Genomic DNA, 12,409 nt, shown 5'->3' on the forward strand with positions numbered 1-12,409 from the left:
AGGTCTACAATCGCCACCCCGCCTCAATGGCTGATCTCCCTCGCCCATGCTGACCTGTTCCGTACACCCGCTGCCCTATCGCGCCAACCCCGCCGAGTACTTCGCGGCGATTCGCCATGCCCCCGGCGCCGTGCTGCTCGACAGCGGCCGCCCCAGTGCTGATCGCGGTCGCTATGACCTGCTCAGCGCCTGGCCACTGGAACAACTGACGGTATCGCCCGACGAAAGTGGCGACGCCTTCCTGCAACGCCTGCGCGACAACCTGACACGCCTGGGCGAAGCCAATTTGCCCGCAGATTATGAGTTGCCGTTTGCCGGTGGGTTGATCGGCTACCTGAGTTACGACTTCGGCCGACATCTGGAGCGCCTGCCGAGCCAGGCACGGGACGACCTGCAACTGCCTGACGCACGTTTCGGCCTGTACGGCTGGGCATTGGTCAGCGATCACCTTTCGCTGACCAGTCAATTGGTGTTCCACCCGACACTGTCCACCGACGAACGCCAGCGCCTGATCGATCTGTTCAGCCAGCCTGCACCGGAAGTGGTCGCACCCTTCAAACTGCTCACCTCGATAACTGCCGACTTGAGCGCTGACCAGTATCAACAGGCAATCGAGCGCATCCAGCAATACATCCAGGCCGGCGACTGTTACCAGGTCAACTTCGCCCAACGGTTTCGCGCACCCTGCCAAGGTGATCCGTGGGCCGCTTACTGTGCGCTGCGCGCAGCATGCCCGACGCCTTTTTCCGGTTTTCAGAGCCTGCCTGACGGCGATGCCGTACTCAGCCTGTCGCCGGAACGCTTCGTCAAAGTCAGCCAGGGTCATGTGGAAACCCGCCCGATCAAGGGCACTCGCCCGCGGGGCCTGACACCTGAGCAAGACGCCGCGAACGCCGCCGAACTGCTGGCCAGCCCCAAGGATCGCGCGGAAAACCTGATGATCGTCGACCTGCTGCGCAATGACCTCGGCCGGACCTGCCGCACCGGTTCGGTTCGGGTGCCGGAACTGTTCAGCCTGGAAAGCTATCCGAACGTGCACCACCTGGTGAGCAGCGTGACCGGTGAACTGGCGGATGGGCGCGATGCCCTGGACCTGATCGCCGGCAGCTTTCCCGGCGGTTCGATTACCGGCGCGCCAAAGATTCGCGCCATGCAGATCATCGATGAGCTGGAACCGACCCGACGCGGACTGTATTGCGGTTCGTTGCTGTACCTGGACGTGCGCGGCGAGATGGACAGCTCCATCGCCATCCGCAGTTTGCTGGTCAAGGACGAGCAGGTGTGTTGCTGGGGCGGCGGCGGGATTGTCGCGGACTCGGAGTGGCAGGCTGAGTATCAGGAATCGATTACCAAGGTGAAGGTGTTGCTCGATACCCTGCAAAACCTCTGACACCCCTGCCCCTGTAGGAGCGAGCTTGCTCGCGATGGTCGTCAACGATAACGCGGCAAGCCTGATACCCCGCAGAGTTCTCAGGTTCATCGCGAGCAATCGAGCGTCGACCGGCTGCTCCTACAGGGAATGTGATTACAGGCTCAAGGTCCGGTTCGAAGCCTTGATGAACTCCTGCTTCAGCTCTTCAAACGTGTGCACCGCCGGGAACTGCGGGAACTGCGCAATCACGTTTTCCGGCGCATGGAACAGAATCCCGGCATCGGCCTCGCCCAGCATCGTGGTGTCGTTGTAGGAATCCCCCGCCGCGATCACCCGGTAGTAGAGGCTCTTGAAGGCCAGGACCGACTGACGCTTGGGATCTTTCTGACGCAACTGGTAACCAGTGACGCGCCCGCTGTCGTCGGTAATCAGACGATGGCAGAGCAAGGTCGGGAAGCCCAGTTGGCGCATCAGTGGCTGGGAGAACTCATAGAAGGTGTCCGACAGGATCACTACCTGGAAGCGCTCGCGCAGCCAGTCGACGAACTCGATGGCGCCGTCCAGTGGCTTGAGCGTGGCGATCACTTCCTGAATGTCGGAAAGTTTCAGGCCGTGCTCGTCGAGAATCCGCAGGCGCTGCTTCATCAGCACGTCGTAGTCGGGAATGTCCCGAGTGGTGGCCCTGAGGGATTCGATCCCGGTTTTTTCGGCGAAGGCGATCCAGATTTCCGGAACCAGCACACCTTCAAGATCCAGACAGGCAATTTCCACAAGACACTCCCATTTGTATTGATTATTGAGTCGAGCGAGCATAAAGCCTGCCGAACTCTAGCGACTCGGACCTGCCTGCGCAACGCAGAGGATGCCCCGGCCCGTGCAGCTTTTTGTTACCATCGACCCCATATAGAGCGCCCAGCGCCACCGACCTGTAGGAAGCCGCCCTGATGAGCCCAACGTTCGACGTCGTGGAACTCGCCACGACCTATGCCAACAAATCCGCCCAGGACATCCTGAAGCTCGCGTTTGCCGAGTTCGGCGATGACCTGTGGATATCTTTCAGCGGCGCCGAGGACGTGGTGCTGGTGGACATGGCCTGGAAGCTGAACAAGAACGTCAAGGTGTTCAGCCTCGACACCGGCCGCCTGCACCCCGAGACCTACCGCTTCATCGATCAGGTGCGCGAGCACTACAAGATCGACATCGAGCTGGTGTCGCCGGACCACACGAAACTTGAACCCTTCGTGAAGGAAAAAGGCCTGTTCAGCTTCTACAAGGATGGCCATGGCGAATGCTGCGGCATCCGCAAGATCGAACCGCTGCGCCGCAAGTTGTGCGGCGTGAAAGCCTGGGCCACCGGCCAGCGCCGCGACCAGAGCCCCGGCACCCGCAGCGCCGTCGCGGTGTTGGAAATCGACACCGCGTTCTCCACCCCGGAACGCACCCTGTACAAGTTCAACCCGCTGGCGCAAATGACCAGCGAAGAGATCTGGGGCTACATCCGCATGCTGGAACTGCCGTACAACAGCCTGCACGAACGCGGCTTCATCAGCATCGGCTGCGAACCCTGCACCCGCCCGGTACTGCCGAACCAGCATGAGCGCGAAGGCCGCTGGTGGTGGGAAGAAGCGACGCAGAAGGAATGCGGGCTGCATGCGGGGAATATCATCAGTAAATCCAAAGCGTAAACCCACTGTAGGAGCGAGCCTGCTCGCGATGGTCGCCAACGATAACGCGGGGTGCCTGATACCCCGCTGCGTTCTCGGGTTCATCGCGAGCAGGCTCGCTCCTACAGTGTTATCTGCAGCTTCAAAAAAATGTGTACACAGGAATGTCACCATCGGTGCCATTTATGTGTGCACTTTTAGTTTCAGCGCCCCAAAAAGTTACATCTCCTTTCTCATCACCTCGCCCACATCTTCCCTCTCAAAAAATAAATACCTGTTCAATCGGTCAATTTAAATTTTCTATTTTTCAGTCAGTTATTCGTTTTCGATAACAAAACGAAATGAACACTGGTTTTTATAGAATCGCGACTGGCATGGATCTGGCTTAAGTGCATACATGTTTTGTATACAATTAGATCAAAACATACACACACTTTAGATCCGCAAGCCTGAAGCGCCCTATCCCGTACAGGCTGCAGATGCCCCGTAACCAGTGATATTCGCCACCCGCGACGAAGATTTGTCGAGCCAACGCTCATGCACAGTCATCGCGGCGTCGAGCATCAGGAGCCTGCCGGAATGCGTACTAGTCTCTCCAATAACAACATCGCGCTGGATCTACCCTCCTCCCATTCCACCCACACTGCCGACAACCAGGCGCATCAAGCCCCTGTCGTGCTCAGCCCCCGACTGCACAATAAGGATCTCGCCCCGACCAAGACCGAAGGCCGGCGCTGGGGTCGCTACAGCATCTTCGCCCTGTGGACCAACGACGTTCACAACATTGCCAACTACTCCTTCGCCATCGGTCTGTATGCTCTGGGCCTGGGCGGCTGGCAGATCCTGTTGTCCCTGGGGATCGGTGCAGCGCTGGTTTACTTCTTCATGAACCTGTCTGGCTATATGGGACAAAAGACCGGGGTACCGTTTCCGGTCATCAGCCGGATCAGTTTCGGCATTCACGGTGCGCAGATTCCTGCATTGATCCGCGCCGTGATCGCCATCGCCTGGTTCGGTATTCAGACGTACCTTGCGTCCGTGGTGTTTCGCGTGTTGTTGACAGCGGTCCATCCCGGGTTCGCCGACTACGACCACGACTCGATCCTCGGCCTGTCGACCCTGGGCTGGGTGTGTTTCGTCGCGATCTGGTTCGTACAACTGGCGATCCTCGCCTATGGCATGGAGATGGTGCGACGCTACGAGGCATTTGCCGGCCCGGTAATTCTGCTGACCGTCGCCGCCCTCGCCGCGTGGATGTACACCCAGGCCGATGCGACCATTGCCTGGTCGATCCGTGAGCCGCTGACTGGCGCTGAGATGTGGCGCAACATCTTTGCCGGTGGCGCGTTGTGGCTGGCGATCTACGGCACCTTGATCCTCAACTTCTGTGACTTCGCCCGCTCTTCGCCGTGCCGTAAAACCATCAAGGTCGGAAATTTCTGGGGCTTGCCGGTGAACATTCTGGTGTTCGCCAGCATCACCGTCCTGCTGTGCGGCGCGCAATTTCAGATCAATGGCCGGATCATCGAGAGCCCGACCGAAATCATCGCCTCGATCCCCAACACCTTCTTCCTGGTGCTCGGCTGCCTGGCGTTCCTGATCGTCACCGTGGCGGTGAACATCATGGCCAACTTCGTCGCCCCGGCGTTCGTGCTCAGCAACCTGGCGCCCAAGTACCTGACTTTCCGCCGCGCCGGGCTGATCAGCGCGACCATCGCCGTGCTGATCCTGCCGTGGAACCTCTACAACAGCCCGCTGGTGATCGTGTACTTCCTGTCCGGCCTCGGTGCCCTGCTCGGCCCGTTGTACGGCGTGATCATGGTCGATTACTGGCTGGTGCGAAAAGGCCAGGTCAATGTACCGCAGCTGTACAGCGAAGACCCCAACGGCGCGTATTACTACAGTCGCGGGGTCAATTTACGCGCGGTGGCGGCGTTCATTCCTGCTGCTTTGATCGCCATCGTCCTGGCACTGGTGCCTGGGTTCCACAGCGTCTCGCCGTTCTCCTGGCTGATTGGTGCCGGCATCGCCGGGATGCTCTACCTGATCATCGCCAAGCGCCAACCGCACTACGCCGATGTCAGCGGCGAAGCCATCGCGGTCGACAACGTCAGTCATTAAACCTGTTGCAGCCCGGCATTGTCGGGCTGCAGAACTACCTGCAATAAGGACTCCCCATGCGCATTCTCGTGGTCAACGTCAACACCACCGAATCCATCACCCAGGCCATCGCCCGTTCGGCGCAAGCCGTCGCGTCGCCCGGCACGGAAATCGTCGGCCTCACCCCTTACTTCGGCGCCGACTCCATCGAAGGCAATTTCGAAAGCTACCTGGCGGCCATCGCGGTCATGGACCGGGTGATGTCCTACGACCAGCCATTCGACGCCGTGATCCAGGCCGGCTATGGCGAGCATGGTCGTGAAGGCTTGCAGGAATTGCTCAACGTGCCGGTGGTCGACATCACTGATGCGGCCGCCAGCACGGCAATGTTCCTCGGTCACGCTTACTCCGTGGTCACCACCCTCGACCGCACCGTGCCGCTGATCGAAGATCGCCTCAAGCTCTCCGGCCTTTGGGACCGCTGCGCCTCGGTGCGCGCCAGTGGTTTGGCGGTGCTGGAACTGGAGCGCGAGCCGCAACGCGCATTGGAGGCCATCGTGCATCAGGCCGAATTGGCGGTGACCCAGGACAAGGCCGAAGTGATCTGCCTGGGCTGCGGCGGCATGGCCGGGCTGGACGAGCAGATTCGTCGGCGTACCGGGGTACCGGTGGTGGATGGTGTGACGGCGGCGGTGACCATCGCCGAATCGTTGGTACGGTTGGGGTTGTCGACCTCGAAGGTGCGGACGTATGCGACGCCGCGGCCGAAGAAGATCATTGGCTGGCCGGGGCGGTTTGCCCGGTAGACCGCGTTATCGTTCATCGCGGTCTTGAGCCTGCCTCAAACCGCACTGAACCTCTGCCCCAACCCCTGCTCGATAAACTGCTCGATGACGAATTCGACAAACGCCCGGGTCTTGCCGGGCAGCAGTTTGTGTTCGGCGTAATAGATAGAAATGTTGCCGTCGTCGACATACCAGTCCGGCAACACCCGCTGCAACGTCCCCACCTCCAGATAACCCACGGCGAACGGCATGCTCACCAAGGCAATGCCCAAACCCTGGCTCGCCGTGGCGCAGGCGGCTTCCGAATCGCTCATGGTCATCCGCGCCTTGAGGGTCAATGGACTGTGTTGCTGACTACGACTGGTCAACTGCCAGGAACGCACGCGACCGGTCTGCGGCGAGCGAATGAGGATGCCATCGTGATACTTGAGATCGTCCGGCTCGACGATTGCCTCCCGCGCCGCCAGATATTCGGCGCAAGCCACCAACACGCGATGGGCCGGTGTCAGCTTGCGTGCCACCACGCCCTGAGGCAGTTCGAATCCGCCGCCAATCGCGGCGTCGAAGCCTTGGGCAATCAGGTCGACCTGTCGGTTGTCGAAATGCCAGTCCGGGTTGATTGCCGGAAAGCGCCGCAGAAACTCCCCGAGCAACGGCACGATGTACAAGCGCCCGAACACCGTGCCCATGCTGACTTTTAATGTTCCGGCAGGACGCCCTCCGGCACTGGCGAGATTGGCCACGGCATTCTGGATGGTGTGCAGGCTGCCGCTGACTTCGCCGAGAAAAAGCTGGCCGGCTTCCGTGAGCGTCAGGCTGCGGGTGCTGCGCTGGAACAGCCTTACACCAAGGCGCGCCTCCAGTTTGGCAACGCTCTTGCCTACCGCCGCCGGTGTCAGGCTCAGACGCCGCGCGGCTTCGGCGAAGCTGCCGACCTCAGCGCTGCGCACAAAGCATTCGATACTGCTGAAGGTTTCCATAGGAGCCACTATAAACTTTTGGTTTACACAGACTATCGCAACTATGGTCTACACAGCATGGAATCCTGAATCGATACTAGCCTCCATCAACCGGGACATCTCGCCTCGGGACTTGGAGATCAACATGACTACTCAGAACCTCAGCGGCAAAGTGGCATTGATTCAAGGTGGTTCCCGCGGCATCGGCGCAGCTATCGTCAAGCGCCTGGCTGCTGAAGGCGCGACCGTTGCCTTCACCTATGTCAGCTCCACGGCGAAAGCTGAAGAACTGCAAGACAGCATCACCACCAAAGGCGGCAAGGCCCTGGCCATCAAGGCCGACAGCGCCGACGCCGACGCCATTCGCGGCGCCGTGTCCGCCACGGTAGACGCTTTCGGTCGCCTGGATATCCTGGTCAACAATGCCGGCGTACTGGCCGTCGCACCGCTGGCCGAGTTCAAACTCGAAGACTTTGACCAGACCCTGGCCATCAACGTGCGCAGCGTGTTCATCGCCACCCAGGCCGCCGCCAAATACATGACCGAAGGCGGACGCATCATCAACATCGGCAGCACCAACGCCGACCGCATGCCCTTCGCCGGTGGCGGCCCATACGCCATGAGCAAGTCGGCACTGGTCGGCCTGACCAAAGGCCTGGCCCGCGATCTCGGCCCGCAAGGCATCACCATCAATAACGTGCAACCGGGCCCGGTCGATACCGACATGAACCCGGCACACGGTGACTTTGCGGAAAGCCTGATCCCGTTGATGGCCGTGGGCCGCTACGGCAAGGCCGAAGAAATCGCCAGTTTCGTCGCCTATCTTGTCAGCCCTGAAGCCGGCTACATCACAGGGGCCAGCCTGACCATCGACGGTGGCTTTGGCGCCTGATTCGTGTCAGCCAACTGCAATAACTGTGGGAGCGAGCCTGCTCGCGAAGAGGGAGTATCAGACACGTTGATGTTGTCTGAAACACCGCTTTCGCGAGCAGGCTCGCTCCCACACTTGCCAGTGTCGACCCGCCTTTTTAGTTAGGCCCATTCCAGCGTCGGCAATCCAAATTCGCCCGGCTCGAACGCCTTCAACGTACGAAGAATGCCATCGGCGTGTGCGTACCTGGCATCGGCCATCGCCGCGTCCGGAATTGCAATCGCCGTCATCCCCGCTGCTTTCGCCGCCGTAACACCAAAGGGCGAATCCTCGAACACCAGGCAATCTTCAGGTGCAACACGCAGACGCCGCGCCGCCGTCAGGAAAATATCCGGTGCCGGTTTGGCGGCACCCACCTCGGGGTCATCGGCAGTGACGATGAAGTCGAACAAGGCGAACCAGTCGCGGTGCAGGGTGGTTTTCTGGCCGAACGACTGGCTCGAAGAACTAGTGCCCACGGCAATGGGAATGTTGTTGGCCTTCAGATGCCGTACCAGTTCCTGTGCACCAGGCATCGCTTGCGCTGTAGGAAAGCGCTCGCGCATCAACGGCTCACGGATCACCAGAAACTCTTGTGCCGTAATCGGCAAATCCAGCGCTTCAACCACATAGCGCGCCAGATCGCCCGCGCCCCGGCCAATGATGTTCTGTTTGATGCTCCAGTCGAAGGTTCGACCGTAACGCGCGGCGATGATGGACGTGACTTCGGTGTAGATGCCCTCCGTGTCCAGCAACAAGCCGTCCATATCGAAAATCACGGCCTTGATCGGGCCGAATGCTTTCAGTGGTGCATTCATCGCATCTGATCCGTTTTCCAAGGCATCCCGGCCGACGCAGCTGAGGCCGACTCCCGGATGGATTAAAGGATTCAGCAGCATAGCGAGCGCCGCTGGCTTAGAGCAACGATGAAATCCTGATCCATGTCGAATGGCACTGCGTGATTTGGTGAATCGCCCTACAGAAAACGCCAACTTTCCCGACTTCTTTCCTTGAAAATCCTCCGCAGAGTTTTACGTCCCACATTCCGCCGAGCGAAAGTCTGCAGATGTTCGATCCCAAAAAGGTATTGGCATGCCCCGCCAGCGGCCCCTTGACACGAATGCATAGGGTCGAAACCGCCGCCAGCACCGACACCGTCGATCACACCGCCGCCCACAACTGCCCGGTGTCGATGGTCACTGGCGAGGTATTGCTGACCCTCACGGACAGCACCCTCGACGGGATCTTGCCGTTCGACTTCACCCGCATCTATCGCACCAGTGCCGTCGAACTCGACACCGGCCTCGGTTTTGGCTGGAGGCATTCGCTGTCCCAGCACCTGGAGCTCCACGACGAGCAGGTGCTGTGGATCGACCCCGAAAACCACCGCACGCCATTTCCACGGCCGACGGCGACGCGCCCGGTGATCCACAACAGCCTGTCGCGGACGGCGATTTACCTCGGCGAGGAGCCGGATGAACTGATCCTCGCCCTGGCCGGCAACCGCGCGCGGTTCTACCACTTTCACGACGGCCGGCTCAGTGCGATCAGCGACGCCTACGGCAACCACGTGACGGTGCAGCGGGACCGCCTTGACCGGATCCAACGCCTGGACAACGGCGCTGACCGCGCCTTGCTGTTGCGTTACGACCTCAAGCACCTGATGGCCGTCGATTATCAGGTGTTTCAGCGCAGCGGCCCCGAGGCGTACACCTGGCGCACCGAACAGACACTGGTCAGCTACCGCTACGACGCCCGCCAGCGACTGATCGAGGCGACCAATGCCGCGGGTGAAATCGAGCGCTATGACTACGACGAGCGGCACGTCATCCTGCAACGGCAACTGGCTGGCGGGGCGAGTTTCTTCTGGGCGTGGGAACGCTCCGGCAAGGCGGCCCGCTGCATTCATCACTGGGCCTCGTTTGCGCAGATGGAGGTGCGTTACGTCTGGGACGATGAAGGCGGCGTGACGGTGAACAACGCCGACGGTAGTGAAGAGGTTTACGTTCATGACAACCGCGCACGGTTGCTACACCACGTCGGGCTGGACGGCGGTGAGCAACACAAGGCCTACGACGATCAGGGCCGTCTGATCGCCGAGCAGGACGCCCTCGGCGCTGTCACCGAATACCATTATGACGAGGTCGGCCGGCTGATCGCGCTGCTTGCGCCGGATGAGGCGCTCACGTCCTACGAGTATCGCAACGGTTTCCTGCATACCCGCACCTGCGGTCAGGCGACATGGAGTTACCAGCGCAATGCCCAGGGCGACATCACTGCCGTCACCGATCCCGACGGGCAGATCACCCGCTATTTCTACGATTCGCAGGGGCGCTTGCTGACGATCCGTTTCCCCGACCAGAGCGGTCACCGATTTGTCTGGAACGCCTTGGGACAATTGCTGGAAGAGACCCTGCCGGACGGTGCCCTGCGCACTTTTTCCTACGATGCGTTAGGAAGGCGGATTAGCCGGCAGGACGAACACGGTGCCGTCACCGGTTATGAATGGGACGCCGTGGGTCGACTGACCCGGACCACGCGGCCCTCCGGTGCCCGTCGTGCCTATCGCTACAACGCCTATGGTCAGGTCACCGCCGACACCGACGAACTGGGACGGGTAACCCGTTACGAATACGCCGACGACCTGCGCCTGGTCAGCCGTCGGATCAACCCCGACGGCAGTGTGCTGAAATACCGCTACGAACATGCGCAATTGTTGCTCACCGAGATCGAAAACGAGGTTGGCGACATTTACCGGCTGGATTACACCCCAGGCGGGTTGATCCGACAGGAAACCGGCTTTGATGGCCGTCGTACCGCCTACAGCTACGACCTCAATGGCCAATTGCTGGAGAAAACCGAGTTTGGCCACGACGGTTCGCTGCTGGTTACCGGTTATCAACGTGACAGCGCTGGGCGGTTACTGGTCAAAACCTTGCCCGATGGGGTCAAGGTCGAGTACCGCTACGACAGTCTCGGGCGGCTGGTCAGTGTCGATGACGGCCAGAACCATCCGCTGGCGTTCGAATACGACCGCCAGGACCGGCTGATCACCGAACATCAGGGCCGGGGCACCCTGCGTTACAGCTACGACGCCTGCGGTCGGCTCAAGCGCCTGCGCCTGCCGGACGCCTGTGTCCTCGTCTACCACTACGCCAAGGGAGGCGCCCTCACGGCCATCGACCTCAACGGCACGCGTCTGACCAGCCATCGCTTTGTCGGCGGGCGCGAACAGCAACGCCAACAGGGCCTGCTGCTCAGCGATTACGCCTACGACGAGCAAGGTCGTTTGCAGGCCCATGCCGTCAGCCAAAAGCAACGACCACTGTATCGCCGCAAGTATGCCTACAGCATCAAGGGCAACCTCCTGCAGATTACCGACAGCCGCCACGGTTCACGTCGCTACCAATACGATGCGCTCGACCGTCTGACCGGCGTACGCCACGCCCGCGACCAGTTCGCGGAGAACTTCACCCACGACCCGGCCGGCAACCTGCTGATCCACGACCGCCCCGGCCCGTGTGTGCTCCAGGGCAACTGTCTGCGTCGCCGTTGCGACAGCCACTACGACTACGACGCCTTCGGCAACCTGATCCGCGAACGCCGCGGTATGCCGGCCCAGGTTACTGAATACACCTACGACTGCCAGCACCGCCTGATCGGCGTCAGCCCCCCTGACGGTAAACGTGTCAGCTACCGCTACGACGCATTCGGCCGGCGCATCGGCAAAACCGTCGACGGCCAGACCACGCAACTCTTCTGGCAAGGCGACCAACTCATCGCCGAAAGCGGTCCCCGACACTACCGCAGCTACGTCTATGAGCCCGGCAGCTTCCGTCCGCTGGCGCTGCTCGACGGCAAAGGCCGGGCAGACGCCTGCCCGTTCTACTACCAACTCGACCACCTCGGCACCCCGCAGGAACTGACCAGCTACGGCGGCGGCGTCGTCTGGTCGGCCAAATACACCGCCCACGGCAAACTCCGCGAACGGAGCCACGGCGACGGCGACGGCGAACGACTCGAACAGCCGCTACGGTTTCAGGGGCAATATTTCGATGCTGAGAGTGGCCTGCACTACAACCGGCATCGCTACTACCAGCCGGACATCGGTCGTTATCTGACGCCGAATCCGGTCAAGTTGGCCGCAGGGTTGAACCCGTATCGGTACACCAGGAACCCGACTGGATGGGTTGATCCGTTGGGGTCGAAGGGGAACTGTCCACTGGCGAACAAGGCCGGGGACTCGGCGAAAAATGGGGGGAGCGGGGCAAAGGCTGATGAGGGTGAACCCAATGCACCCTCTCCAATACCTGCAAATCGATACTGGCATCACGCAGACTCAGGCCACGACATATCGAGGACTGGGCGATGGACGCATTCGATCAGCTAGACAACCGGTCAATCCGGCAACACGACTCGATCAGTCTTCGTCCTCTTCCTCATCTTCCAACTCAATATTCCCCACATCGCCCAAATCATCAGCATCGTTAAGCGGCACCGTCGCATCATCCATCAACGATCCCGGATCTTCATTGCCGGGATCGTTGATGGATGGCCGTTCGCTCGGGCCCTTTTCTTCCTTGCCTTCGCTTTTCGCAGTCATGGGATGCCTCGCTCAA

General features: G+C 60.6%; 10 protein-coding genes. 6 read left to right on the plus strand and 4 right to left on the minus strand.

The genetic code is table 11. The features are described 5' to 3' along the window. Positions 1-46: 46 nt before the first annotated feature. On the plus strand, positions 47-1,390 hold the full coding sequence (pabB, locus tag KGA83_RS24365) for an aminodeoxychorismate synthase component I (RefSeq protein WP_223531089.1): 1,344 nt from the start codon (positions 47-49) through the stop codon (positions 1,388-1,390). A gap of 135 nt (positions 1,391-1,525) precedes the next feature. On the opposite strand, the gene thrH is transcribed toward pabB, so the two are convergent. Then, positions 1,526-2,143, minus strand: coding sequence for a bifunctional phosphoserine phosphatase/homoserine phosphotransferase ThrH (gene thrH, locus KGA83_RS24370; protein ID WP_108218929.1), 618 nt, complete (start codon positions 2,141-2,143; stop codon positions 1,526-1,528). 173 nt (positions 2,144-2,316) lie between these two features. Here thrH and KGA83_RS24375 point away from each other — a divergent pair, with 173 nt between their 5' ends. From KGA83_RS24375 to KGA83_RS24385, 3 genes are all read left to right on the plus strand, one after another. Further along, positions 2,317-3,057 (plus strand): phosphoadenylyl-sulfate reductase, encoded by a 741-nt coding sequence (locus KGA83_RS24375; protein ID WP_108218930.1) that lies wholly within the window; start codon positions 2,317-2,319, stop codon positions 3,055-3,057. A gap of 558 nt (positions 3,058-3,615) precedes the next feature. Next, the gene (locus KGA83_RS24380; RefSeq protein WP_108218932.1) at positions 3,616-5,157 is read left to right on the plus strand and encodes an NCS1 family nucleobase:cation symporter-1; all 1,542 of its coding nucleotides are present in this window, start codon (positions 3,616-3,618) and stop codon (positions 5,155-5,157) included. 56 nt (positions 5,158-5,213) lie between these two features. Further along, positions 5,214-5,942 carry an aspartate/glutamate racemase family protein gene (locus KGA83_RS24385; RefSeq protein ID WP_108218933.1) on the plus strand — a complete coding sequence of 243 codons (729 nt, stop codon included), beginning with the start codon at positions 5,214-5,216 and terminating at the stop codon, positions 5,940-5,942. Between the two features lie 35 nt (positions 5,943-5,977). On the opposite strand, the gene KGA83_RS24390 is transcribed toward KGA83_RS24385, so the two are convergent. Then, complete coding sequence (locus tag KGA83_RS24390) at positions 5,978-6,901, minus strand: LysR family transcriptional regulator (protein WP_108218934.1); 924 nt, start codon at positions 6,899-6,901, stop codon at positions 5,978-5,980. 124 nt (positions 6,902-7,025) lie between these two features. Between KGA83_RS24390 and KGA83_RS24395 the strand changes: the two genes are divergently transcribed. Beyond that, positions 7,026-7,772: a 3-oxoacyl-ACP reductase family protein gene (locus KGA83_RS24395; protein ID WP_108218935.1), complete on the plus strand. Its 747-nt coding sequence runs from the start codon at positions 7,026-7,028 to the stop codon at positions 7,770-7,772. Between the two features lie 140 nt (positions 7,773-7,912). Here the strand turns inward: KGA83_RS24395 and KGA83_RS24400 are convergent, their stop codons facing one another. Beyond that, positions 7,913-8,608 (minus strand): HAD-IA family hydrolase, encoded by a 696-nt coding sequence (locus tag KGA83_RS24400; RefSeq protein ID WP_108218936.1) that lies wholly within the window; start codon positions 8,606-8,608, stop codon positions 7,913-7,915. Positions 8,609-8,856: 248 nt separating this feature from the next. On the opposite strand from KGA83_RS24400, the gene KGA83_RS24405 reads away from it, so the two are divergent. Next, entirely contained in the window at positions 8,857-12,180 is a 3,324-nt protein-coding gene (locus KGA83_RS24405) for an RHS repeat-associated core domain-containing protein (protein WP_223531090.1), read from the plus strand. 30 nt (positions 12,181-12,210) lie between these two features. Here KGA83_RS24405 and KGA83_RS24410 read toward each other — a convergent pair whose 3' ends face one another. Continuing rightward, positions 12,211-12,393: a hypothetical protein gene (locus tag KGA83_RS24410; protein WP_108218938.1), complete on the minus strand. Its 183-nt coding sequence runs from the start codon at positions 12,391-12,393 to the stop codon at positions 12,211-12,213. Positions 12,394-12,409 lie beyond the last annotated feature (16 nt).

The sequence above is a fragment of the Pseudomonas sp. GL-R-19 genome (genome assembly GCF_019956375.1).
GTDB lineage: Bacteria > Pseudomonadota > Gammaproteobacteria > Pseudomonadales > Pseudomonadaceae > Aquipseudomonas.